Raw genomic sequence first — 24,008 nt, 5'->3', positions numbered from 1 at the left:
GCCGACAACTGCTCCAACCCGATGGTGCGAGACGATGTTCCCGCAGGCCAGGCAGTTACCCTCACCATCACTACGCCGATGGCGAACGTGAGACGGCCCTGCGAGCGTGTCGCCCCTCCCCACTAGGAATGTCTTACCCGTAAGCACTGACACTCCATGCGGCACGCACCCGTTCCCTCAGCTACGGGCGAACAACCTTGCGCCGTTCAACGCGCCGGGATGCCCCTGCCTCGGCAACCGTGTGCGACCGCTGGTCCACCTTGCGTAACCGTCGGGCCCGTCACGGAGTTCTCGGGACATGGTCTTCACCGTGCCGAATCCGCGCACACCCCTCGACGGCGATGTCGCACACTGGTACCGCAGCACGCTCGGCTGGGCCGCGACCGACGGCTCACCGGTGGAGCTGCCCACCGGACAGCACTTCGACGTGCTGGAGCTGCCCTCGGAGGCCGGGACGGAGGTGCTGCGCCGCACGGCCGGGAGCGGGCCCGTGGTCCTGGCGGGGCACAGAATGCGGCTTCTGGTGGCCGCGGGGAGCGCGGAGGAGCTGCCGGGGCTGCTCGACTGGCTCGAATGGGGCGGAATCGATCTCGATCTGACCGCCATCGGCGTGGGCGGGCTGCTGACCGCCCCGCCGCCGCCCGGATGCGCACCCGCCCGGGGAGCCGCCCGCTGGCTGCGCCCCCCGGTGCCGGGATGCGAGACACGACTGCCGGCTCTCGCCGGACTCGGGAACAGTGGGGGTGTTCCCGATCTCGTACGACTGGTGGGCACGGCGGCGACACAGTGCCACCGGGTCCGGCTGCTGCGCGGGAATCGCGTGAATGCGCAGCGGTCGGAAACTCAGCCGTTGGCCTTCTCGTAAGCCTCACGCACCGTCGCCGGGACACGGCCACGGTCATTGACCTCAAAGCCGTTCGCCTTCGCCCATGCGCGGATTTCGGCGGTGTCCTTGTTGCCGGACGCCGCAGCACGCCCCTTGCCGCGACCCGTGGCCGCGCGACCGCCGGTACGCCGACCGCTCTTCGCGTACGGCTCGAGGAGGCTCCGGAGCTTGTCCGCATTGGCGGTGGTGAGGTCGATCTCGTAGGTCTTGCCGTCCAGAGCGAACGTCACCGTCTCGTCCGCCTCGCCGCCGTCGAGGTCATCGACAAGAAGGACCTGAACCTTCTGTGCCACCGGATTTCCTTTCATCGAAAATGCAGTACGCGGAAAGGAAACCGCTTTTCCCTGAAAAACACAAACCCTTGGCAGAGGTTCAGATCCGCGAGAACACGGGAAACGTGCGCGATTCGGACATAGGGACCGGCCCTCTTGTGGCGATCACAGGTGCAGAAGCATCCGGCTGTTGCCCAAGGTGTTCGGCTTCACTCGTTCGAGCCCCAGGAACTCCGCGACACCCTCGTCATAGGAACGCAGCAGCTCCGCGTAGACATCGGTGTCGACCGGCGTCTGTGTCTCGCCGATCTCGACGAAGCCGTGCTTCCCGAAGAAGTCGACTTCGAAGGTGAGACAGAAAACCCGGCGCACTCCCAGCCAGCGTGCCGTCTCCAAGAGCTTGCCGAGCACCTGATGTCCGATGCCGTGCCCCTTGTACGCCGGATCCACTGCCAGGGTGCGCACTTCGGCGAGGTCTTCCCACATCACGTGCAGTGCGCCGCAGCCGACAACCTTGGCATCCTCGTCGCGTTCCGCGACCCAGAACTCCTGGATCGCTTCGTAAAGGGTGACCGTCGCTTTGTCGAGCAGGATGCCTTCACTGACGTACGGATCCACGAGTCGGCGGACGTCGGGCAGGTCGCTGGTCCTGGCCCGCCGGACAGTGATGGCATTTGCTGCGGCATAAGGCATGCGCCGACGCTATCGCCCCGCGGCTCCAGGACCGTCGCCGGGCTCGGCGCCCTGAACGATGCGCATCGCGGCTTGCAGCGACTCCCTCTGCTCGGGCGACATCATGCCGAAGAACGCGACAAGTGCCGCGGCGGGGTTGTCACTCTTGGACCAGGCATCGTTCATCAGTGCGGCCGCGTACGCGGCACGGGTGGAGACCGCGGTATATCGATAGGCGCGGCCGTCGACTTCCCTGCGCACCCAGCCCTTCTGATGGAGATTGTCCATAACCGTCATGACGGTGGTGTAGGCGATGGACCGTTCCTGCTGGAGGTCTTCCAGGACTTCTCTGACCGTGACCGGCCGGTTCCATTGCCAGACGCGTGTCATGACGGCGTCTTCGAGGTCTCCCAATTGGCGGGGCACATTGCCACCATAGTGGGAGATCACTGCACCATCGACTATTGACGTAACAAAAAGGACGTACGACCTGAAGTGGTCGTACGTCCTCGATGTGACGCTCGGGTCAGGCGTCCGACCCGGCCTGCCTCGTCGAGTCGGCGCGGGTGAGCGCGGCATCGACGGCCGCGTCCTCCTTGGCCTTGTTCGAACCGCCCTGGCTCTTGACGATCGTCACGACCAGACCGATGAAGAAGGCGGCCATCACCACCGGGGGCACGAGCGCGGATACGTAGTCCATGCCCCCAGAGTAGCTATCCGGCGGCCCGCTGGTCCGGCGGGGGCACCGGCTTGCGCCGCGGCGGGAACACCTCGGACGGCTTCGGCGGCTTCGGCGTGGGCCGCTCGCCAGGCGCGGGCCGCTCGGCCGGAGCGGGCTCGGGCTGCGGTTTCGGCTGCGGCGTGGGCTTCGCCTTCTGCTCGTCGGCCATCCGGCCGCCGGGCAGCGCCATGAGCCGGGTCCGGCCCTGGACGGGCGCGACGGGACGTGCGGGGGCCGGCACGTGCACCGCCCGCCCGGCGAGCCGCGCACGCACCGACTGCTCGGCGAGCCCCAGACAACGCCGCAGCACGGCCGCGGCGACCGGGTTCCCGCGCAGCGCGCGCAGGGCGGCGAGATCGTCGGGCCGGGGGTCGTAGCCGGCTGCCAGGGCGTCCTGGAGGAGCGCCAGGTAGCCGACGGCGGAACCGGGCAGAGCGGTGCGGTAGCGGGCGAGATCGGCGTCGAGGAACGCGCGCAGCCGACCGGCCTCGCGCACGGCTTCGTCCACGGAGTCGGCCAGACGCAGGCACTCCCGGACGTCCTCGTCGTCGAGCGGAACGGGATGGAGGGCGGTGGCGAGGGCGCGTCGGAGCACACGCAGCTCATCTGCGCCGAACGCCATGCCGCCGTGGGATCCGTATGGCGTGGGCATGCGCCGACCATACGAGCCGACGGCCCAAATTCCACTTAATGGTACGAACACGGGCGTTTCCCCCACCCGCTTCTACGGCCCGGGCGCGCGCGGGGCGGCGCGCTGCCCGGAACCCGACGCCCCGGCGTCACATGCGGGAGACGTTCCTCTCGTAGACCAGGCGCAGGCCGATCAGCGTCAGCCACGGCTCGTGTTCGTCGATCTCCGACGACTCGCCGAGCACCATCGGTGCCAGGCCGCCCGTCGCGATCACCGTCACCTCGTCCGGGTCCTCCGCCAGCTCGCGCTTCATCCGCTGGACGACGCCGTCCACCTGGCCGGCGAAGCCGTAGACGATGCCCGACTGCATGGCCTCGACCGTGTTCTTGCCGATCACGCTCCGCGGACGGACCACCTCAATCTTGCGCAGCTGGGCGCCCTTGACGCCGAGGGCCTCGACCGAGATCTCGATACCGGGGGCGATCACACCGCCCGTGTACTCGCCGCGCGCGCTGACGGCGTCGAACGTCGTCGCGGTGCCGAAGTCGACGACGATCGCCGGGCCCCCGTACAGGTCGACCGCCGCGACCGCGTTGATGATGCGGTCCGCGCCGACCTCCTTGGGGTTGTCCGTCAGGACCGGCACGCCCGTCTTGATACCGGGCTCGACGAGGACGGCCGGCACGTCGCCGTAGTAGCGGCGGGTCACCTCGCGCAGTTCGTGCAGCACCGAGGGGACAGTGGCGCAGATCGCGATGCCCTCGATGCCGTCGCCCAGTTCGTCGCCGAGCAGGGGGTGCATGCCCATCAGGCCCTGGAGCAGCACGGCCAGTTCGTCGGCGGTACGCCGGGAGTCGGTGGAGATGCGCCAGTGCTCGACGATCTCCTCGCCGTCGAAGAGACCGAGCACCGTGTGGGTGTTGCCTACGTCGATGGTGAGCAGCATCAGGCGTCGACCTCGCGGAGGTCGAGGCCGATGTCGAGGATCGGGGAGGAGTGCGTGAGCGCGCCCACCGCGAGGTAGTCCACGCCCGTGTCCGCGTAGGCACGGGCGTTGTCGAGGGTGAGACGTCCGGAGGATTCCAGAACGGCACGGCCCGCGACGACGGTGACCGCCTCCGCCGTCTCGGCAGGGGTGAAGTTGTCCAGCAGGATCAGGTCGGCGCCCGCGTCCAGCACCTCCCGCACCTGCTCCAAGGTGTCGACCTCGACTTCGATCGGCAGGTCGGGGAACCGGTCCCGTACGGCCTTGAAGGCCTCCGCGACGCCGCCCGCTGCGACCACGTGGTTGTCCTTGACGAGGGCCGCGTCCGAGAGGGACATGCGGTGGTTGACGCCGCCGCCGCAGCGCACCGCGTACTTCTCCAGCGAGCGCAGTCCGGCCGTGGTCTTGCGGGTGTCGCGTACGCGCGCGCCGGTGCCTTCCAGGGCGTCGGCCCAGGCGCGGGTGGCGGTCGCGATGCCGGACAGACGACACAGGATGTTCAGCGCGCTGCGCTCACCGGTGAGCAGGTCACGGGTGCCCGCGGTGACGGAGAGCAGCTTCTGGCCCGCCTCGACCCGGTCGCCGTCCTCTGCGTGCCGCTCGACCTCGAAGTCGTCGGTGATGACGATCGACAGGATCGCCTCGGCGACCCGCAGGCCCGCGACCGTGCCCGCCTCGCGCGCGGTGAAGTCGCCGGTGGCGACGGCGTCCTGGGGGACGGTCGCGACGCTGGTGACGTCCACGCCGCCGTCGAGGTCCTCCTCGATGGCCAGGTGGGCGATGTCCTCGACCTGCACCGGGTCGAGGCCGGCCGCCGCGAGCAGCTCGGCGAGCGCGGGGTCGAGCCCGCTCTCGTACGTCTCGTCGGCGCAGCCGCAGCCGTCGCCGCAGCCCTCATCGGCGGCGGCGGGCGCGCCGATCTGGATCAGCGGTACGTCCACGGGCTCCGGACGTTCTTCGGGCGTGCTCACGGTTGCGGCTCCCTGGGGGCGATGGCCGTTGGGCCGATGGGGGTTGCGGGCGGAAATACTTCGGTGGCGGTGCGGCGCACGACGAGGCGGCGGTCCGGCGTGAGCCGGACGACGATGTGGTGGCGCCAGGCGGTGTCGTCACGGTCGGGGTGGTCCTCGCGCCAGTGGCAGCCGCGGGTCTCGGCCCGCTCGCGGGCGGCGGAGACGAGGACACGTGAGACGAGGAGCAGGTTGGTGGCCTCCCAGGACTCCACGCCCGGCTCTGCGGCCTTCGTGCCCTCGGCGTCGTGGGCCGCGTTGAGCGACAGGGCCTCCAGCGCGTCCGCAGCGTCGTCGAGACTGGCGGCGGTCCTGATCACTCCGGCGCCCTGCGTCATGATCCGCTGGATCTCGTGGCGGGCCTCGGGGGCGAGCAGCGCGACACGGTCCGCTCCGTCCACGGGGGCGCCGCTCGGCCCGGTTGTGATGTCTGCCGCGATCCGCTCGGCGAAGACCAGTCCCTCCAGGAGCGAGTTGGACGCGAGCCGGTTCGCACCGTGGACGCCGGTGCAGGCGACCTCGCCGCAGGCGTAGAGGCCCGGGACGGTGGTGCGCCCGTGCAGATCGGTGCGGACGCCGCCGGAGGCGTAGTGCGCGGCCGGGGCGACCGGGATCGGCTCGGTGACCGGGTCGATGCCATGGGTGCGGCAGGCCGCGAGGATGGTGGGGAAGCGCTGCTCCCACATCTGGGCGCCGAAGTGCCGGGCGTCGAGATACATGTGCTCGGTGCCCTGCTTCTGCATGCGGCGCATGATGCCCTTGGCGACGATGTCGCGCGGGGCGAGCTCGGCCAGTTCGTGCTGCCCGACCATGAAGCGGGTGCCGGTCCCGTCGACGAGATACGCGCCCTCGCCCCGTACCGCCTCGGAGACCAGCGGCTGCTGGCCCTCGCTGTCCGCGCCGAGGAACAGCACGGTGGGGTGGAACTGCACGAACTCGAGGTCGGAGATCTCCGCGCCGGCACGCAGCGCGAGCGCCACACCGTCGCCCGTGGAGACCGCCGGGTTGGTGGTCGCGGAGAACACCTGGCCCATGCCGCCGGTGGCGAGGACGACCGTGGGGGCGTGGACCGCGCCGACGCCGTCGTGCTGGCCCTCGCCCATGACATGCAGGGTGATGCCCGCCGTACGGCCTTCGGCGTCGGTGATCAGGTCGAGGACCAGGGCGTTCTCGATGGTGCGCAGGCCCTGGTCGCGGACCGCGTCGACGAGGGCTCGGGAGATCTCGGCGCCCGTCGCGTCACCGCCCGCATGGGCGATGCGGCGGCGGTGGTGGCCGCCCTCGCGGGTGAGTTCTATCTCGCCGGACGCCGGGTCGGTGTCGAACTGCGCGCCCGTGGCGATGAGCCGGCGCACGGCGCCGGGTCCCTCGGTGACCAGGGTGCGTACGGCCTCCTCGTCGCACAGGCCGGCGCCCGCGACAAGGGTGTCGTCCAGGTGCTGGCCAGGCGTGTCGCCCTCGCCGAGCGCGGCGGCGATACCGCCCTGTGCCCAGCGCGTGGAGCCGTCGTCGAGGCGGGCCTTGGTGACGACGACGGTGCTCAGGCCCCTCGCGGCGCAGCGCAGCGCGGCGGTGAGTCCGGCGACGCCGGAGCCGACCACGACGACGTCGGCCTCGATGGCCCAGCCCGGGGCGGGGGCGGCGAGCCGTATTCCGGTCACTTCTGGGCTCCGGGGGTCGATGGTGCGAAGGTCAGGGGGATGTTGTCGATCAGGCGGGTCGTACCGACCTTGGCGGCGACCGCGAGGACCGCTTCGCCGGTGTGGTCGTCCGGCACCTCGGTGAAGGTGGCCGGGTCGACGAGCGCCAGATAGTCGAGCACGAGCGGCGGCGTGCCCTGCGCAGCCTCGCCCAGCACGGTGCCGGCCGCTGCCCGCACGGCGTCGGCGCCGCCGGGCGGTGCGGCACGTGCGACCGCGTGGGCGTCTGCCGCGGCCCGGGCCTCGCCCATGGCGGACAGGGCGGCGGCGCGTGCGGGCGCCGCGTGGAGGGCCTCGGCGCGGGCGTGCAGGGCGTGCTGGGCGGCGAGCCGGTCGCGGGCGGCGAACAGGGCACGGGACAGGGCGAGTGCGGTGCCCCGCTCGGCGGCCGAGAGGTAGCGGTTGCGGCTGGAGCGGGCGAGGCCGCTGTCCTCACGGACGGTGGGGACGCCGACGATCTCCACGGGGAAGTTCAGATCGCGGACCATGCGGCGGATGAGGGCGAGCTGCTGGGCGTCCTTCTGCCCGAACAGCGCCACATCGGGCGAGGTGAGGTGGAGCAGTTTGGCGACGACGGTGAGCATGCCGTCGAAGTGGCCCGGGCGCGTCCTGCCTTCCAGCAGGTCGCCCATCGGCCCGGCGGTGATCCGCACCTGCGGCTGCCCGCCCGGGTACACCTCGTCGACGGAGGGGGCGAACACCACGTCCGCGCCCGCCTCTTCGGCCGTCTTCAGGTCGGCTTCGAGGGTGCGCGGGTAGCGGTCTAGGTCCTCGCCGGCGCCGAACTGCAGCGGGTTGACGAAGACGGTGACGATGACGAAGCCCTTGTCGCCGACGTGCTCGCGGGCGGCGTGGATCAGCCCGGCGTGACCTTCGTGGAGAGCGCCCATGGTCATCACGACGGCGGTGCGGCCGGGGACGGCGTGGTGGTCGAGGACGTACTTCAGGTCGTCGCGGGTCGGTACGAGTTCGAGGTCGCGCCTGGTGCGGCTCTTGAAACTCATCGCAGGTCCCCCTCCGCGAGGACGCCCAGCAGGTCTTCGGCGAGCTCGGGCTTGAGCATGCCGTGTGCGAGGGCCCGGTCGGCCGTCGTCCGGGCCATGGCGAGATATCCGGCCACGGCGCCGGGAGCGTGCTTGCGCAGCTCGGCGACGTGGGCAGCGACGGTACCCGCGTCTCCGCGTGCGACGGGACCGGTCAGTGCCGCGTCCCCCGAACGAAGGGCATTGTCGAGGGCGGCGCCGAGGAGCGGGCCGAGCATGCGGTCCGGGGCGGACACCCCCGCCGTGCGCAGCAGCTCCATCGACTGGGCGACCAGGGTGACCAGGTGGTTCGCCCCGAGTGCGAGGGCCGCGTGGTAGAGCGGGCGGGCGTCCTCCGCGATCCACTCGGGCTCACCGCCCATCTCGATGACCAGAGCCTCGGCGGCCAGCCGCAGTTCCTCGGGCGCGGTCACACCGAACGAGCAGCCCGCCAGCCGCTGCACGTCGACGGCCGTTCCGGTGAACGTCATCGCCGGGTGCAGCGCCAGCGGCAGCGCGCCGGCACGGGTCGCGGCGTCGAGCACCTTGGTGCCGAACCGGCCCGAGGTGTGCACGAGCAGCTGTCCCGGCCGCACGGCGCCGGTCTCGACGAGGCCGTCGACCAGCCCGGGCAGCGCGTCGTCCGGGACGGTGAGCAGCACGAGCTCGGCACGCGCCAGCACCTCGGCGGGCGGCACGAGGGGCACGTCCGGGAGCAGGGCCGCGGCCCGGCGCACGGAGGCGTCGGAGACTCCCGACACAGCGACCGGACGGTGTCCGGCGAGCCGGAGCGACGCGGCCAGGGCGGGGCCGACTCGGCCGGCTCCGACCACGCCCACGGTCAGGCGGGCGGGGCGGTCCCGCGGGTCGAGCGGTTCCTGTGGTGGTGTGGCATTCACGCGGCGGTGCCTTCCGTTCCAGTCCGCGGGGGGTACCGGACGATTTCTCGTCACGATGCTACGCCAGCGCCTCCCGCCCCCCTTGCGGTTGTCCACAGGCTGTGGGTGATGATCGGACCGTGACGGAGACCTCGGAGCAGGGTGAGCGGCGGCGCAGGCGGGCCGCATGGCGGGCGTCGGAGCGGGTCCTGTGGCGCAGCTCGGCAGAACGGGACCTCAAGGAGAGCCTCGCGGCACTGGCCGCCGGAGCCGACCTCGTGTACGACACGGACGAGCCTGTGGACTTCTACGGCGACGGTGTCGTGTCCGAGTTGGAGCGGCGATGCGCCGCCCTGCTCGGGTTCCCGGCGGCGGTGTACTTCCCCACGGGGACGATGGCGCAGCAGGTGGCGCTGCGCTGCTGGGCCGGCCGTACCGGCAACTCCACCGTCGCCCTGCACCCGAGGGCACATCCCGAGGTGCACGAACGCTCCGCGTTCTCGGTGGTGAGCGGTCTGCGCACGGTCCATCCGACCACCGAGCCGCGGCTGCCGACGGCCGACGAGGTGCGCGGGCTCGACGAACCGTTCGGCGCGCTGATGCTGGAACTGCCGCTGCGCGATCCCGGTTTCGTGCTGCCGGAATGGGACGACCTGGTGGCCGTCGTGGACGCGGCGCGCGAACGCGACGCGGTGGTCCACTTCGACGGCGCCCGCCTGTGGGAGTGCACGTCGCACTTCGGCCGCCCGCTGGACGAGATCGCCGGGCTCGCCGACAGCGTGTACGTGTCCTTCTACAAGTCTCTCGGCGGTCTGGCGGGAGCGGTGCTCGCGGCTCCCGAGCCGCTCGCGGACGAAGCCCGCGCCTGGCGGCACCGCTACGGCGGGACGGTGTTCCAGCAGTACCCGGCTGTGCTGTCGGCGCTCATGGGGCTGGAGAACGAGCTGCCGCGACTGCCCTCGTACGTCGCCCACGCCAAGCAGGTCGCCGCGGCGCTGGGCGAGGGTCTGCGCACGGCGGGCGTCCCCTGGTTCCGAATCAACCCGCCGGTCCCGCAGACGCACCAGTTCCAGGTGTGGCTGCCGTACGACACTCAGGCACTGAACGAGGCGGCGCTGTCGCAGTCGGAGGAGACCGGCGTGACGCTGTTCCGCCACTGGTCCGCGCAGGACTGCCCGCCGGGACTGTCGGTCACGGAGGTGACGGTGGCATCGGAAGGGCTCGCGTGGTCGCCGGACGACGTGGCGAAAGCGGTGGCCGAGTTCGTGCGGCGCCTGGCCTGACGAAGCCGGCCCCCGCGGCGGGCGGCCGGCTCATCGGCAGTCCGCCGGACGTGCCCGGTCGTGGGCGTGGAACAGGCGGCCGAGGAGCGACAGCAGCCGGCCGCGGGCAGGGCGGCCCGACACAACCCGCCGGAAGCGGCGGTCGTCGCGGAGCGCACCGAGCACCCGCATGTCGTGGGCGCCGGGCAGCGGCGGGCTCGCTTCGCCCCGCTGGGCCGTCCGGTAGGAATCGATCATGTGCTGCTGCATGGCGTTCATGCCTCCACGCTGCGCGCGTCGGCGGCCCGCGTCGCACCGATTGACGAGCCCCGTCAAACGGCACGAGGGCCGCCCACGGGAACCCCCACCATGGAGGGGTGAGCGTGAGCATCGACATCACGGGGCTGCCCCCGGAACGCATCGTCATCGACATCAGCCCCCTCGCCGAGCTGGGAGTGGCACTGCACGCCCTGGCAGAGCCCGGGCACCACCCGGGGCTGAGCGGCTGGGCCACCGCGACCACCGCAGGGCTGAAGCCCGATCTCGCCGACCGGCTGCACGAGGCGGACTTCCTGTGGCGGAGCACCTACTCGGACGTGTTCATGCCCTTCGCCGGCCTCCCGTTCGGCGGGGGCCGGACCGGCGCGACGCTCGCCGAGGAGCTGGACCTCCTCGACCGGCTCGACGACGAGCGCTTTGTCTCCGCCGCGCTGGAGTTCACCTGCGCAAGCACATACGCCGTCGACGACCCGTCCGCCCTGAGCGACCCCACGCGTCGGGAGCGCGCGCTCGAACTCGCCGCCACGCGCGGCCCGCGTCAACTGGACTTCACCCGGCGACTCCTGGCCGACCCGGCTTCCGTACGCGCCTGGTTGCGGCGGCTGTTCGAGGACTGCAACGAGGCGTTCTTCGCCGACACGTGGCGCCGTGTGTCCGTCCAGCTCGCCGCCGATGCCCGGCACAAGACCGAACTGCTGCGCCGCAAAGGGCTTGCCGCGGCGCTGTACGCCGTCTCCCCCGCCCTCACGATGGACGAGGACCACACCAGGATCAGCGCCGACAAACTCGCCGACGGCCGGACCACCGCCGTCGACCCGACGGTCGGCGCCGGGCTCACGCTCGTGCCGTCCAGCTTCGGCTGGCCGCATCTGATGGTGCTGCACGCGCCCGGCTGGCGGCCCGTGATCCACTACCCGGTCGGTTCACCGGAGCTGCCGGGCGCGGCGACGGTCGACCTGCTCAAGCTCCGGATGGAGGCACTGGCCCACCCGATGCGCATGCGCCTGTGCCGGTACCTCGCCCGAGCCGCGTACACGACAAGTGAACTGGCGGACGCGTACGGCATCACCGCGCCCGAGGTCTCGCGCCATCTCTCGGTGCTGAAGAAGGCGGGGCTCGTCTCGACCCGGCGGCGCGGCCGTTACGTGCTGCACCAGCTGGACGTGACGGCGGTGGCACGGCTCGGCAGCGACTTCCTCGAAACAGTCCTGCGCTAGGGCCTGCCGTTCGGATCCCGCCGGGCGAGGGACGTCCGACGGATCAGCGCGGTCCGCGGCCGCCCGCGCGCACCAGTCCCGTCTCGTACGCGAGCACTACCACCTGGACCCGGTCGCGCAGGCCGAGCTTGGTGAGGATGCGGCCCACATGGGTCTTGACCGTGGCCTCGGAGAGGACGAGGCGGGCCGCGATCTCGCCGTTGGACAGCCCCTGGGCGACGAGCATCATCACCTCGCGCTCGCGCTCCGTCAGTCTCTCCAGCTCCTTGTGCTGCGGCTCGGCACCGGAGCTCGGCAGCATCGGCGAGAAGCGGTCCAGCAGGCGCCGGGTGGTGGACGGTGCGACGACCGCGTCACCGCTGTGCACGGAGCGGATGGCGCCGAGCAGTTCGCCCGGCGGTACGTCCTTCAGCATGAAGCCGCTGGCGCCCGCCTTCAGCCCGGAGAACGCGTACTCGTCCAGGTCGAAGGTGGTCAGGATCAGCACCTTCGGCGCGTCGGGCTCGGCACAGATGCGCCGCGTCGCCTCGACGCCGTCCAGGCGCGGCATGCGCACGTCCATCAGCACCACGTCCACGGCGGTGGAGCGCAGGTTCTCGATCGCCTCCGCGCCGTCACCGGCCTCCGCCACGACCTCCATGTCCGGCTGGGCGGCGAGCACCATGCGGAATCCGGTGCGCAGCAGCACCTGGTCGTCGACGAGCATCACACGGATGGACATCACGGTCGGGTCCTCGTTCTCTCGGGTGCGCAGTGCCAGGGTCTGTCGTCTAGTGGGCGGGTTTGAGCGGCAGCAGCGCGCTGATCCGGAACCCGCCGCCCGGCCGCGGCCCCGCGTCCAGCGTGCCGCCGACCATACCGACGCGTTCGCGCATGCCGATGAGTCCGTGGCCGCGGCCGTCCGCGCCGCCGTCCTCGTACAGCTCGTGGGCGGCGCCGCGGCCGTCGTCCTCGACGAGCAGGCCGAGACCGTCGTCGAAGTAGACGAGCCGCACGCTCGCGCCCACTTCCGGTCCGCCGTGCTTACGGGTGTTGGTGAGCGCCTCCTGCACGATGCGGTAGGCGGTGAGCTCGACGCCGCTGGGCAGCGGCCGAGGCGTGCCCTCGATCTTGAAGTCGACGGTCAGTCCGGCGCGGCGGACCTGCTCGACGAGCTCCTCGATCTGCTCCACGTCGGGCTGCGGGACGTACTCGCCGCTCTCCGGGGCGTCTCCCGTGCGCAGCACACCGAGCAGCCTGCGCATTTCCGCGAGCGCCTGCCGGCCGGTGCTGGAGATGGTCTCCAGCGCCTGTTTGGCCTGGTCGGGCGCGGCGTCGAGCACATAGGCGGCGCCGTCGGCCTGGACAACCATCACCGACACGTTGTGGGCGACGACGTCGTGCAGCTCGCGGGCGATCCTGGCGCGCTCGGCCGCGACCGCGACCTTCGCCTGCGCCGCGCGCTCCGTCTCCAGCCGGGTGGCCCGCTCCTCCAGCTGCGCGAAGTAGGCGCGCCGCGTACGTATGGAGTCGCCGAGCACCCAGGCCATGGCGAACGGCAGGCTCATGATCACGGTGATGAAGATCCGGCCCAGGGTGTCGGCGCTCTCCTCCGGCCAGCGGATCTGGGCCAGGGAGGCCGCCGAGAGGCCGCCGACCAGGGCAAGCCGCGTGGCCCAGCGCGGGCAGTCGTGCGCCGCGACCGTGTAGATGATGACCATCATCGCGAAGTCGGCCGCGTTGACCTCGACGTCCAGGACGAGCTGGGCGACACCGACCGCCGCCGCGACGACGAGCATCCGCTGGGGCATGCGCCGGCGCAGCGCCACGACCACGCTCAGAAGCAGGACGACGACCGCGGCCGCGACCTGCGCGCCCACGCCTTCCGGTTCCTGGACCACCCACAACATGGAGAACCCGAAGAGCACGACAGCCCAGAAGCTGTCGACGCCCGTCGGGTGTCTGCGGATGAAGTCGTAGAGGCGCTGCACGTAACTAAGCGTAGGGAAAAGAGATAGGTGCCGGAGTCAACCGAAGGGGCGATCCGGTCCACGGGAGCGTACTCCGCAAGGTGGAGACTGGTGCACGTGACGTATGAGTCCGCCACCCCGGCCACCTGCAGCGCGCCCGCCGCCGACTCCGTGTTCCGCGGCTGGCGGCCCGCCGCGGAAGCCGCCCTGTACGGCCCGGACGGCTTCTATCTGCGGCCCGAGGGCCCGGCGGGGCACTTCCGTACCTCCGTGCACGCGTCACCGCTCTTTGCCTCCGCCGTCGCGCGGCTGCTGCTCGACACCGCGCAGTCGTGCGGACTGGACGAGCCCGCGCTCGTGGACGTCGGCGCGGGCCGGGGGGAACTGCTGACGGGGGTGCTCGCCGCGCTGCCGCCCGGCTACCCGGTCCGCGCCCACGCGGTCGAACGTGCGCAACGGCCCCCCGGTCTCGATCCGCGCATCGCATGGAGCGCGGAACTGCCGCGGGACGTGAGCGGGCTGCTGTTCGCGAACGAGTGGCTGGACAACGTGCCGGTCGACGTCGCCGAGGCCGACGAGCACGGCGTCGTGCGTCATGTCCTGGTGAACGCGGCGGGCGAGGAGCGGCTCGGCGACGAGATCGACGGAGCGGACGCCGAGTGGCTGGCGCGCTGGTGGCCGCTCACGGAGCCGGGAACCCGGGCGGAGATCGGAAGGCCGCGTGACGCGGCGTGGGCACGGGCTGTCGCCTGCCTGGGGTCGGGCCTCGCGGTGGCGGTCGACTACGCGCACACGGCGGACGCCCGGCCGCCGTTCGGCACCCTGACGGGCTTCCGGGACGGCAGGGAGGTACGCCCGGTCCCGGACGGCAGCTGTGACATCACCGCCCATGTGGCGATGGATGCCTGCGCGTCCCCGACCGCGGAACTGCGCGACCAGCGCGAGGCCCTGCACTCGCTCGGCATCACGGCCGCGCGCCCGCCGCTGTCGCAGGCGTCCTTGGACCCGGCGGCCTACGTCCGCGCGCTGTCGCGGACGGGCGAGGCGGCGGAGCTCACGGCCCGGGGCGGGCTGGGCGACTTCACCTGGCTGATGCAGCCGGTGTGAGCCGGCGCCGCACGTCCGGCCCCCTCCGCGGCGGGCTCCTACGATGACGCTCCGCCCGCCGCCGGCGAGCAGTGGGCGACCCGCCGCCGCCTGTGGCTCCTCTGTCAGACTGGTGCCCATGACGGAGACCACGGTCGGCATCGGCGGCGCGGCGGAGAGCACCGACATGGTGCTCAACATCGGCCCCCAGCACCCCTCCACGCACGGCGTGCTGCGGCTGCGTCTCGTGCTGGACGGCGAGCGCATCCGGCATGCCGAGCCGGTCGTCGGCTATATGCACCGCGGCGCCGAGAAGCTTTTCGAGGCGCGCGACTACCGCCAGATCGTGATGCTGGCCAACCGCCACGACTGGCTCTCGGCGTTCTCCAACGAACTCGGTGTCGTCATGGCCGTCGAGCGCATGCTCGGCATGGAGGTCCCCGAGCGCGCGGTGTGGACCCGTACGCTCCTCGCCGAACTCAACCGGGTCCTCAACCATCTGATGTTCCTCGGGTCGTATCCGCTCGAACTGGGCGGTATCACCCCGGTTTTCCATGCCTTCCGGGAACGGGAGGAGCTCCAGCACGTGATGGAGGAGATCTCCGGCGGCCGGATGCACTACATGTTCAACCGGGTCGGCGGCCTCAAGGAGGACCTGCCGGCCGGCTGGCTCGGCCGCGCCCGGCACGCGGTCGCCGATGTCCGTTCGCGGATGGACGTGTACGACCGGCTCGTCCTCGGCAACGAGATCTTCCGCGGCCGCACCCGGGGCGTGGGCACGCTGTCCGCGGAGGCCGTGCACGCCTACGGGGTGAGCGGGCCCATCGCCCGTGCGTCGGGCGTCGACTTCGATCTGCGCCGGGACGAACCGTATCTGGCCTACGGGGAGCTGCAGGACACGCTCAAGGTGGTCACGCGCACCGACGGCGACTGCCTGGCCCGCTTCGAAGTGCTGCTGGAACAGACGCACAACGCCCTGGACCTCGCGGACGCGTGTCTTGCGCGCATCGCCGAGCTGCCGCCCGGCCCGATCAACCAGCGCCTGCCGAAGGTCCTGAAGGCCCCCGAGGGCCACACCTACGCCTGGACCGAGAACCCGCTCGGCATCAACGGCTACTACCTGGTCTCCAAGGGCGAGAAGACCCCGTACCGCCTCAAGCTCCGCTCGGCCTCGTACAACAACATCCAGGCGCTGACCGTGCTGCTGCCGGGGACGCTGGTCGCCGACATGGTGGCGATCCTGGGATCGCTGTTCTTCGTCGTCGGCGACATCGACAAGTAACGGCACGGTCGGGCGAGGGCCCGCACCTCAGGTCCTGCGAGGCGCGGTCCTGCCAAGATCCGAGAAAGGCCCAGGCCCTGGTCGGGCGATCCTGTCGCGCCCTCGAAGATCGCCCGGACAGGCCCTAGGACACCGCGTTGCGCAGCTGGGCGACGTCCAGCTGTTCCGTCTCGTCGTGCGCGGTCAGGTCGATGACCTTGCCGACCGCGCGGATCTCCCCGGGACGGACGGCGGCGAGGGCCTCCTCGCCCACCACATCGGCGAGGTCCTCGTGCTGCGCGGCCTCGATCGCCTTCTGCACCGGCTGTGCGTCGGCGGCGTCCGTACCCGTGCCGAAGAAGTCGAAGCCGCCCTCGGGGCGCTTCACCCGTGAACGCTGGGCACCGTAGGGGACGATCGCCGACGCGGCGGGGACGGGACGGCGGGCGGGAAGGGCGGACGACGGGCTCGTGTGCTGCTCGGCCCCGGCGCCCGCCGCGTGCTTCCCCTGCGGTTCGTCCGCCTCACGGGCCCGTTCGGCGAGATCCCGGGCGCGGGCGTCCTCGACGGTGCGTCTGGCCTCCTGCGCGGCGGCGTTGCGCGAAAGATCGTCGAGGGCCTTGGCCGCGCGCAGGTACATGGACGGCGTGGCCGTGGACCCGGCGGAGGGAAGCGCCTTGGCAGGGGCGGCCGCCTCGATGGCGAGCTGCCTGCGGCCCTCCAGGGCACTCGCACGCTCGGTCTCGGCGGTGGCGTACCTGCGCAGGAGCGCGGCATGCTCGCCGCGCAGGCCGGCGAGCTCGACCCGCTTCGCGCGCAGCTTCGCGTCGAGCTTGATGCGCAGCTCGCGCGATTCGTCGATGTCGGCCTCGAGCTCGGCTATGCGCTCTTCGGTCTTCCACTGGTCACTGGCTCGGCCGCGGGTCAGCTCCGCGACGCGGCGGCCCGCGCTGCGGTCCCAACTGCGCATGAGGACCGCGCCGGTGACAGCACTCGCCGCGGCGGCCGCGACCAGTGTGCGCAGCACGAAGGCGTCCCCGACGAGCCACGCGCCGGCGGCACACAGAATCGACGCTCCGGCGACTGCCGAAGGCGGCAGCAGCTTGTGCAGGGGCGGGGAATGGCGGTGGCGTCCACGTGGCATGGCCTGAAATTTACCGTGCGTAGACGCCGAATGGGGTGTCGGCCCGGCAAATCTCTGCACGAGAGCCCCGGGCCGACGCACCACTACTTCTTGAGCAGCCCCTTGGTGACGAGATACTCCTTCGCGGCGTCCTCCGGCTTCGCGCGCTCGGCGTCCACCTTGCGGTTCAACTCCGCGAGATCCTCGGTGGTCAGCACGTCGGTGAGCTTGCCGAGGGCGGCGGCAATCTCCTTGTCCCCGGCGTCCTTCGCATTGACCACGGGAAGGACGTTGTCCGCGTTCTGCAGCTTCTTGTCGTCCTCCAGAAGCACCAGGCCGAAGCTCTCCAGCGTCGCGTCGGTGGTGGTGGTCAGCACGAGCTGGTCCTCGCCGTCCTTCACCGCCTGCTTCGCCTGCGGGGTGCCGACGCCCTTGGGGTCCACGCCCGTCACATCGATGCCGTAGGTCTTCTTCAGACCAGGTGCGCAGAAGGGGCGCACCTCGCACTCGTCGCCCGCCGCGATCTTCACCCCGAGCTTCGACTTCCCAAGATCGGAAAGGGTCTTGAGGTTGTTCTTCTCGGCGAATTCCTTGGAGACCGCGAACGCGTTCTGGTCGACGGCGTCGCCTGCCGGGAGCACCTTCAGACCGCGCGGCTCGGCAAGCCCCGTCAGCGCCTTCACCGTGGCGTCGACATCGCTGGAGGCGACCGGCTTCTCCTCGGGGGCCTTCGGCCCGTTCACCTTGGCGTTGAGGAATTCGGCGAGGGTGGCCGCATATTCGGGAATGACATCTATCTCGCCCTTCTCCACGGACGGCTCGTACAGCTCGCGGTTCTTCACGGTGGTGACGGACGTCTTGTACCCGGCGTCCGCGAGCAGCTGGGAGTAGAGCTCGGCGAGCACCTTGGACTCGGTGAAGGCGGCCGCGCCGACGACCAGCGTGCCCTTCTCCCCGGATCCGCCGCCGGAAGCCGCACCGTCCTTGCCCTGCTCCAGGCTTTCACCGCCGCACGCGGCAAGAGAACCCGCGAGGGCCACCACACCGAGTACCGCACCCGCGATGCGCGAGGTCTTGCTCATCAGGTTCTCCGTCCGCATAACCAACAAAGGGATCAAAAGAGTTCATCACGTGCCGCGCCATCAGCCTGCCGCAGCCACCGCGGACCTGCGCAGAGGGTTCAGCAGCCGGTCGGCGGCGACCAGCACACCCTCCACGAGCAGGGCGAGCAGCGCCGCCAGCACTGCGCCCGCGACGACCTGAGCCGTGTTGTACGTGTTGAAGCCGGCGGTGATGATGCGGCCCAGCCCGCCCTGGCCGACCATCGACGCGATCGTGGCCGTGGCCACCACCTGGACCGCGGCGGACCGCAGCCCGGTCATCAGCAGTGGGTACGCGAGGGGCAGTTCGACGCGCACGAAGAGCTGCCCGCCCGACATACCCATTCCCCGCGCCGCCTCGACCACTGCCCGGTCCACCTCCCGCATCCCCACATACGCGTTGGTCAGCAGCGGCGGCACGGCGAACAGCACCAGGGCGATGATCGTCGGCACGTATCCCGCGCTGCGCAGCGGAGTGAGCATGAAGAGCGCCAGGACCGCGAAGACGGGGATCGCCCGCCCCGCGTTGGAGATGTTGACCGCCAGGGCGCCGCCCCTGCCGATGTGCCCCAGCCACAGGGCGAGCGGCAGCGCGATCGCGCAGGCGAGCGCGAGCGCCACCCCGCTGACGTACACATGCTCGCCGAGCCGGTGCCAGGCACCGCTCTCCCCGGACCAGTTGGACCCGGTGGTGAGCCAGGTCCATGCGTCGGCAAGAACGCCCATCAGACCTTCACCTCCGCCGTGCGTATTCGCGTCCAGGGCGTGAGCAGACGCTGAGCACCGAGCAGCAGCAGATCGGCGAGCGCCGCGAGCAGCACGCAGAGCACCGAGGCCGTCAGCACCTGCGCCTTGAAGGTCGTCTGCACACCGTCGTCGATGAGATTGCCCAGTCCGCCCTTGCCGACCAGCGCGCCGACGGTGGTCAGCGCGATCGTCGACACCGTCGCGATCCGCACGCCCGCCATCAACGCGGGCAGGGCGAGGGGCAGTTCGACCTCCCACAGCAACCGCGCCGGACCGTATCCCATCCCGCGGGCGGCCTCGCGCGCATCGGCGGGCACCGCCTCCAGCCCCGCCAGGATGTTCCGCACGAGGATGGTGAGGGAGTAGAGCACGAGGCCGGTCACCACGAGCGCCGCGGACAGTCCGAAGAACGGCAGCAGCAGAGAGAACATCGCGAGCGACGGGATCGTGTAGAGCAGGGTCGTGAGACCGAGCACCGGCCCTGCGAAGCGCGGCTGCGCCCGCACCAGCAGCGCGAGCGGCAGTGCGACGGCAAGCCCCACGAGGACCGATGCCACAGTGATCCAGATGTGCTGCACCGTCGCGTCGGCCAACTCCTGGCTCCGGCTGCGCAGGTACTCCCCGCAGATCCAGTCGTTCGCCGCGAGGCAGCTGCCTGCGGCAGATTCCGTCGTCATCGCTACTTCACCTCCCCCAGAACGAACGCATGTCTGACTGAACAGCGACCCTAACCCTGGCCACTGACAACCGCCCAAAACCGCCACATTGCAGCAACATGGCTTTCACACAAAAGCCGTCACAATGGGGAGCCATGATCCGTTTCGACAATGTCACCAAGCGGTACACGGACGGCACCACTGCCGTGGACGATCTCTCCTTCGAGGTCGCCGCAGGTGAACTGGTCACGCTCGTGGGACCTTCCGGCTGCGGCAAGACGACCACGATGAAGATGGTCAACCGCCTCATAGAACCGAGCAGCGGCCGCATATTCGTGGACGGGCAGGACATCTCCACCGTCGACCCCGTCGAACTGCGCCGCCGTATCGGCTATGTGATCCAGCAGGTCGGCCTCTTCCCGCACCGAACGGTCCTCGACAACACCGCGACCGTCCCCCATCTGCTCGGCACCGGGCGGGCCAAGGCCCGCGCCCGCGCCGCCGAACTGCTTGAACTGGTCGGCCTCGACCCCTCCGTGTACGGCGACCGCTACCCCGAGCAGCTCTCCGGCGGCCAGCGACAGCGCGTCGGCGTCGCCCGCGCCCTCGCTGCCGACCCGCCCGTGCTGCTGATGGACGAGCCGTTCGGCGCCGTCGACCCCGTCGTGCGCGAGCATCTGCAGAACGAGTTCCTCAGGCTCCAGTCGCAGGTCCGCAAGACCATCCTGTTCGTCACCCACGACATCGAGGAGGCCGTGCGTCTCGGCGACCGCATCGCCGTCTACGGACAGGGCCGGATCGAGCAGTTCGACGCACCCGCCGCCGTCCTCGGCACCCCCGCCAACGACTACGTGGCCGACTTCGTCGGCGCCGACCGCGGCCTCAAGCGGCTCTCCGTCACACCGATCGAGGAGGGCGACCTGGAACAGCCGCCCGTCGTCCACCTCGACGACGCCCTGCCGCGCGAACTCGGCTCGCGCTGGGCCGTGGTCCTCGACGGCGAGGACAATCTGCACGGCTGGATCTCCGCCGAACAGACGCGGCGCCGTGGCACGGTCCGTGAGCACGCCCGCCGCATGGAGGCCTGGCTGCCCGTCGGCGCCTCGCTCAAGCAGGCGTTCGCCACGATGCTCCAGCACGACGCGGGCTGGATCGCGGTGATCGACAAGGAGGAGACGGGCCGCTTCCTCGGGGTGCTGACCCCGGCGCGGCTGCACGAGGCACTGCGCCGCTCGATCGACGCCGACGCCCAGGACATCGCCAGGGCGGAGGTCGCACTGGAGTCGATCGCCATGGCCCCCGCCGCCGTACGCGTCGACAAGGGCTGAACAGTCAGGTCGCGCTGAGTCTGCCGCTCAGCCACTCCAGTGCCGGCGGGATCTCCCGGCGCCAGGTGTTGAAGTTGTGCCCGCCGCTGTCGAGCATGATCGACGAGACCCGCGCGGGCGCCTTCACCTTCTCGATGAAGGCGCGCGTGCCCGCGAGATTGCCCTCGCCCTGCCGCGAACTCGTGACCAGGAACGACGATGTGCCCTGGGGCAGGTGGTCCAGGCTCCACAGCAGGTTCGCCCGCTTGCGGGCCCGGTCGTCGCCGTGGAAGAGGTCACCTGTCGTCGGGTCCTCGGCAGCCTCGTAGTACGCGGAGAGGCCGGCGCCGGCGGCGAACCGCTCCGGATGGTGCAGCGCGATCTTCAGGGCGCAGTAGCCGCCGGTGGAGTTGCCGATGAAGCCCCAGTTGCGCGGGGCGTTGCCGACCCGGTACGTCCGGGAGACCGCCTGCGGCAGATCCTTCGCGAAGAACGTCTCCGTCTTCGGCCCGCCGGGTACGTCCACGCACTCGGTGTCGCGCGGCGGCGCGATCGTCGGCCGCATCATCACCAGGATCATCGGCTGCATCCGGCCGTCCGCGGCCAGCCCGTGCGCCGTGGCCGGGTACTTGAGTCCCTTGAGCAGGTTCTCCGCCGTCCCCGGATAGCCGGTCAGCACGACGGCAGCGGGGAACGTCCTGCTGCGGTGCTCCGCCTGGAAGTACTCCGGCGGCAGATACACGTAGGCCGGGCTGTTGATGCCGGACGTCTCACCGGCCACCACCACCTTGTGGATCTGCCCGCCTACCGCCGGGCGCCCGCTCCCGGGCACATCCGGTTTCCGCTTCTCGACGAGCCTGATGCTGCTGCCCGCCGCATGGTCCTGCACCACTCCGGTCTCCTGCTCCTGCCCGAAGAGGTCGGCCCAGGAGCCGTAGAAGAGAAAGGACTTGTTCGCGGCGAGCCCGGCCGCCGCGAACAGGGCGAGCTGCGTGGCGAGCAGCAGCCCGATACGCCCCGCGACCGGGCGGGCCCCGCCGCGGGCGAGGCGGGGCCACAGCCAGATGGTGGCGGCAAACAGCAGCACGGCCGCCGCCACGGCCGCGGCAAGGACTTTGTTGCTGGTCAGACCCATCAGTCGCAGTGCTTTCTGCTTCGGTCCGGCGGGAGGGATCCGTGTCCGGTTCGGCGCCGGTTCGCCGAGAACTTCCGGTGGCGGATGAACCCACTTCCTGGAACTGCCGTCCTAGAGAGCGCACATCGTCCGGGGCCGACCGACCTGAGGCCCGGACGCACGATCTCACGCGGAGTCACGGGAAGCGATGTCTGCAACGGTAGATGGGGACAAATCAGGATTGGTTCCGAATCGGGCGGCGAACCGGGTACGTCGCGCACTGCGCGGCCCCCGCCCCGAAGCGGTACCGGCAATCGTCGGCTCGGCATGCACCGTCGTCGGCCTGATCGACATCGCCGCCGGGGTCTTCCCCCGGTTCCGGCACAGCAGGATGCACACACTCGCCGAGGTACTGCCCGGCGCACTCGGCCCGTTCGCCGCCGCCCTCTCCCTCAGTGCGGGTGTTCTGCTGCTTCTGCTCGCACACGGCATCAAACGCCACAAGCGGCGCGCCTGGCGCGCCGCGGTCGTCCTGCTGCCCGCAGGAGCCGTGGCCCAGTTCGTCTACCGGCACTCCGTCCTCGGCGCGCTGATCTCCCTGGCCCTCCTGGCCCTGCTGCTGCGCCACCGCGGCGAGTTCGCCGCCCTTCCCGACCCGCGCAGCCGCTGGCGGGCGCTCGCCAACCTCGTCCTCATGGGCGCCGGTTCGCTCGGCCTCGGTATGGCCGTCGTCAGCGCCCACCCCGGCAGGGTCGTCGGCAGCCCCAGCCTCACCGACCGCCTCGAGCACGTCATGTACGGCCTGGTCGGCTTCGAGGGACCCGTCGGATACACCGGCAACGTCTCGTGGACCGTCGGCTACTCGCTGGGCGCCCTCGGTCTGCTCACGGCCGTCACCACCGTCTACCTCGCCTTCCGGCCGGAACACCCCGCCGCCCGCCTCACCGCCGACGACGAGCGCCGGCTGCGCGCGCTGCTCGCCACCCATGGAGGCCGCGACTCGCTCGGCCACTTCGCGCTCCGCCGCGACAAGGGCGTCGTCTTCTCCCCCAGCGGGAAAGCGGCCGTCTGCTACCGCGTGGTCTCCGGCGTGATGCTCGCCGGTGGTGACCCGATCGGTGACGTCGAGGCGTGGCCCGGCGCCATCGAACGCTTCATGGACGAGGCCAAGGCGCACTCGTGGACCCCAGCGGTCATGGGCTGCTCCGAGACCGGCGGCGAGGTCTGGACCCGGGAGACCGGACTGGACGCCCTGGAACTCGGGGACGAGGCGGTGGTGGACGTCGCGGATTTCTCCCTGACCGGGCGCGCCATGCGGAACGTACGCCAGATGGTCAAGCGCATCGAGCGCAACGGCTATGAGACCCGCGTACGGCGCGCCCGTGACCTCACCGACGACGAACTGGAGCGGATCCGCCGGGCAGCGGCCGACTGGCGCGGTACCGACACCGAGCGGGGATTCTCCATGGCGCTCGGCCGCATAGGCGACCCCGCCGACGGCGACGCCGTGATAGCCACCGCCCACAAGGCCGACGAGAACTCCCCGCACGGCGACCTGAAGGCGGTCATCCACTTCGTCCCCTGGGGCACGGACGGCATGTCCCTGGAACTGATGCGACGCGACCGCACGGCCGACCCGGGCATGAACGAACTGCTGATCGTCGCCGCCCTGACCGCCTCCCCCTCACTCGGAATCGACCGGGTCTCCCTCAACTTCGCGATGTTCCGCTCGGCACTGGCCCGCGGCGAGAAGATCGGCGCCGGCCCGGTGCTGCGCCTGTGGCGAGGGCTGCTCGTCTTCCTCTCCCGCTGGTTCCAGATCGAGTCTCTGTACCGGTTCAACGCCAAGTTCCGGCCGCGCTGGGAGCCCCGCTTCGTCGTCTTCCGCAACCCCCGCGACCTGCCCCGCATCGGCTTCGCCGCGATGCAGGCGGAGGGCTTCGTCAACCTCTCGCTGCCCCGTCCCTTCGCCCGCCGTACCGCCCGGGCCCCGCGCCCCTGCGCCCACATCGCCCGCCACCCCGAACAGCGCGAGGTCCGGGCGGCCTGATTCCGGTCCGGCCGGAGCAGCGGACACGGGTGCCCTGCTGGCACGCCCTGCCCTGAGGCGCCGCAACCTCCGCCGCGGCC

At 71.0% G+C, this 24,008-nt stretch carries 25 protein-coding genes; 7 read left to right on the top strand and 18 right to left on the bottom strand.

Translation table 11 applies throughout. From position 1 onward, the window contains the following. Positions 1–298 precede the first annotated feature (298 nt). Positions 299–865: an SCO3374 family protein gene (locus tag AC067Z_RS21865; RefSeq protein WP_478791230.1), complete on the top strand. Its 567-nt coding sequence runs from the start codon at positions 299–301 to the stop codon at positions 863–865. Here the strand turns inward: AC067Z_RS21865 and AC067Z_RS21860 are convergent. The 10 genes from AC067Z_RS21860 to AC067Z_RS21815 form a co-directional block, all read right to left on the bottom strand. Next, positions 844–1,179 carry a histone-like nucleoid-structuring protein Lsr2 gene (locus AC067Z_RS21860; RefSeq protein WP_478791229.1) on the bottom strand — a complete coding sequence of 112 codons (336 nt, stop codon included), beginning with the start codon at positions 1,177–1,179 and terminating at the stop codon, positions 844–846. The two genes, AC067Z_RS21865 and AC067Z_RS21860, sit on opposite strands and share 22 nt — an antisense overlap. Before the next feature lie 144 nt (positions 1,180–1,323). Continuing rightward, positions 1,324–1,851, bottom strand: a complete 528-nt coding sequence (locus tag AC067Z_RS21855; RefSeq protein WP_478791228.1) for an amino-acid N-acetyltransferase — start codon at positions 1,849–1,851, stop codon at positions 1,324–1,326. A gap of 9 nt (positions 1,852–1,860) precedes the next feature. Next, a complete protein-coding gene (locus AC067Z_RS21850) occupies positions 1,861–2,256 on the bottom strand; it encodes a BlaI/MecI/CopY family transcriptional regulator (protein ID WP_478791227.1) in 396 nt (131 codons plus the stop codon). Positions 2,257–2,356: 100 nt separating this feature from the next. Beyond that, on the bottom strand, positions 2,357–2,530 hold the full coding sequence (locus tag AC067Z_RS21845; protein ID WP_478791226.1) for a hypothetical protein: 174 nt from the start codon (positions 2,528–2,530) through the stop codon (positions 2,357–2,359). Positions 2,531–2,543: 13 nt separating this feature from the next. After that, complete coding sequence (locus tag AC067Z_RS21840) at positions 2,544–3,173, bottom strand: hypothetical protein (RefSeq protein ID WP_478791264.1); 630 nt, start codon at positions 3,171–3,173, stop codon at positions 2,544–2,546. Between the two features lie 157 nt (positions 3,174–3,330). Further along, positions 3,331–4,128 carry a type III pantothenate kinase gene (locus AC067Z_RS21835; protein WP_478791225.1) on the bottom strand — a complete coding sequence of 266 codons (798 nt, stop codon included), beginning with the start codon at positions 4,126–4,128 and terminating at the stop codon, positions 3,331–3,333. Beyond that, entirely contained in the window at positions 4,128–5,138 is a 1,011-nt protein-coding gene (nadC, locus tag AC067Z_RS21830; protein ID WP_478791224.1) for a carboxylating nicotinate-nucleotide diphosphorylase, read from the bottom strand. Before nadC ends, AC067Z_RS21835 begins: the two co-directional genes overlap by 1 nt. Continuing rightward, on the bottom strand, positions 5,135–6,838 hold the full coding sequence (locus AC067Z_RS21825) for an L-aspartate oxidase (protein WP_478791223.1): 1,704 nt from the start codon (positions 6,836–6,838) through the stop codon (positions 5,135–5,137). Before AC067Z_RS21825 ends, nadC begins: the two co-directional genes overlap by 4 nt. After that, complete coding sequence (panC, locus tag AC067Z_RS21820) at positions 6,835–7,881, bottom strand: pantoate--beta-alanine ligase (protein ID WP_478791222.1); 1,047 nt, start codon at positions 7,879–7,881, stop codon at positions 6,835–6,837. Before panC ends, AC067Z_RS21825 begins: the two co-directional genes overlap by 4 nt. Continuing rightward, on the bottom strand, positions 7,878–8,798 hold the full coding sequence (locus tag AC067Z_RS21815; protein ID WP_478791221.1) for a Rossmann-like and DUF2520 domain-containing protein: 921 nt from the start codon (positions 8,796–8,798) through the stop codon (positions 7,878–7,880). The genes panC and AC067Z_RS21815 overlap by 4 nt, the downstream gene beginning before the upstream one ends. A 119-nt stretch (positions 8,799–8,917) precedes the next feature. On the opposite strand from AC067Z_RS21815, the gene AC067Z_RS21810 reads away from it, so the two are divergent. Next, positions 8,918–10,060, top strand: coding sequence for a threonine aldolase family protein (locus AC067Z_RS21810; RefSeq protein WP_478791220.1), 1,143 nt, complete (start codon positions 8,918–8,920; stop codon positions 10,058–10,060). A gap of 30 nt (positions 10,061–10,090) precedes the next feature. On the opposite strand, the gene AC067Z_RS21805 is transcribed toward AC067Z_RS21810, so the two are convergent. Next, on the bottom strand, positions 10,091–10,318 hold the full coding sequence (locus AC067Z_RS21805; protein ID WP_478791219.1) for a hypothetical protein: 228 nt from the start codon (positions 10,316–10,318) through the stop codon (positions 10,091–10,093). A gap of 104 nt (positions 10,319–10,422) precedes the next feature. Here AC067Z_RS21805 and AC067Z_RS21800 point away from each other — a divergent pair, with 104 nt between their 5' ends. After that, positions 10,423–11,535, top strand: coding sequence for a DUF5937 family protein (locus AC067Z_RS21800; RefSeq protein ID WP_478791218.1), 1,113 nt, complete (start codon positions 10,423–10,425; stop codon positions 11,533–11,535). Positions 11,536–11,578: 43 nt separating this feature from the next. On the opposite strand, the gene AC067Z_RS21795 is transcribed toward AC067Z_RS21800, so the two are convergent. Together AC067Z_RS21795 and AC067Z_RS21790 are read right to left on the bottom strand one after the other, a co-directional pair. Further along, complete coding sequence (locus tag AC067Z_RS21795) at positions 11,579–12,256, bottom strand: response regulator transcription factor (RefSeq protein WP_478791217.1); 678 nt, start codon at positions 12,254–12,256, stop codon at positions 11,579–11,581. Between the two features lie 49 nt (positions 12,257–12,305). Then, positions 12,306–13,505: a sensor histidine kinase gene (locus AC067Z_RS21790; RefSeq protein WP_478791216.1), complete on the bottom strand. Its 1,200-nt coding sequence runs from the start codon at positions 13,503–13,505 to the stop codon at positions 12,306–12,308. A gap of 150 nt (positions 13,506–13,655) precedes the next feature. On the opposite strand from AC067Z_RS21790, the gene AC067Z_RS21785 reads away from it, so the two are divergent. Together AC067Z_RS21785 and AC067Z_RS21780 are read left to right on the top strand one after the other, a co-directional pair. Further along, positions 13,656–14,591 carry an SAM-dependent methyltransferase gene (locus AC067Z_RS21785; RefSeq protein WP_478791263.1) on the top strand — a complete coding sequence of 312 codons (936 nt, stop codon included), beginning with the start codon at positions 13,656–13,658 and terminating at the stop codon, positions 14,589–14,591. Positions 14,592–14,709: 118 nt separating this feature from the next. After that, positions 14,710–15,852, top strand: a complete 1,143-nt coding sequence (locus AC067Z_RS21780; RefSeq protein WP_478791215.1) for an NADH-quinone oxidoreductase subunit D — start codon at positions 14,710–14,712, stop codon at positions 15,850–15,852. Positions 15,853–15,976: 124 nt separating this feature from the next. On the opposite strand, the gene AC067Z_RS21775 is transcribed toward AC067Z_RS21780, so the two are convergent. From AC067Z_RS21775 to AC067Z_RS21760, 4 genes are all read right to left on the bottom strand, one after another. After that, on the bottom strand, positions 15,977–16,975 hold the full coding sequence (locus AC067Z_RS21775; RefSeq protein ID WP_478791214.1) for a hypothetical protein: 999 nt from the start codon (positions 16,973–16,975) through the stop codon (positions 15,977–15,979). Positions 16,976–17,058: 83 nt separating this feature from the next. Further along, the gene (locus AC067Z_RS21770; RefSeq protein ID WP_478791213.1) at positions 17,059–18,036 is read right to left on the bottom strand and encodes an ABC transporter substrate-binding protein; all 978 of its coding nucleotides are present in this window, start codon (positions 18,034–18,036) and stop codon (positions 17,059–17,061) included. A gap of 60 nt (positions 18,037–18,096) precedes the next feature. Beyond that, entirely contained in the window at positions 18,097–18,780 is a 684-nt protein-coding gene (locus AC067Z_RS21765) for an ABC transporter permease (RefSeq protein WP_478791212.1), read from the bottom strand. Continuing rightward, positions 18,780–19,478, bottom strand: a complete 699-nt coding sequence (locus AC067Z_RS21760; protein WP_478791211.1) for an ABC transporter permease — start codon at positions 19,476–19,478, stop codon at positions 18,780–18,782. The genes AC067Z_RS21765 and AC067Z_RS21760 overlap by 1 nt, the downstream gene beginning before the upstream one ends. A 134-nt stretch (positions 19,479–19,612) precedes the next feature. Here AC067Z_RS21760 and AC067Z_RS21755 point away from each other — a divergent pair, with 134 nt between their 5' ends. Continuing rightward, positions 19,613–20,785, top strand: a complete 1,173-nt coding sequence (locus tag AC067Z_RS21755) for an ABC transporter ATP-binding protein (protein ID WP_478791210.1) — start codon at positions 19,613–19,615, stop codon at positions 20,783–20,785. Positions 20,786–20,789: 4 nt separating this feature from the next. Here the strand turns inward: AC067Z_RS21755 and AC067Z_RS21750 are convergent, their stop codons facing one another. After that, on the bottom strand, positions 20,790–21,899 hold the full coding sequence (locus AC067Z_RS21750; protein ID WP_478791209.1) for an alpha/beta hydrolase: 1,110 nt from the start codon (positions 21,897–21,899) through the stop codon (positions 20,790–20,792). 187 nt (positions 21,900–22,086) lie between these two features. Here AC067Z_RS21750 and AC067Z_RS21745 point away from each other — a divergent pair, with 187 nt between their 5' ends. Next, entirely contained in the window at positions 22,087–23,928 is a 1,842-nt protein-coding gene (locus AC067Z_RS21745; RefSeq protein WP_478791208.1) for a phosphatidylglycerol lysyltransferase domain-containing protein, read from the top strand. The last annotated feature ends 80 nt before the right edge of the window (positions 23,929–24,008 follow it).

The organism is Streptomyces sp. NPDC043812, from assembly GCF_056436245.1.
Note: the sequence above shows the minus strand (reverse complement) of the source record. Positions and strands in the feature narration are given on the sequence as shown.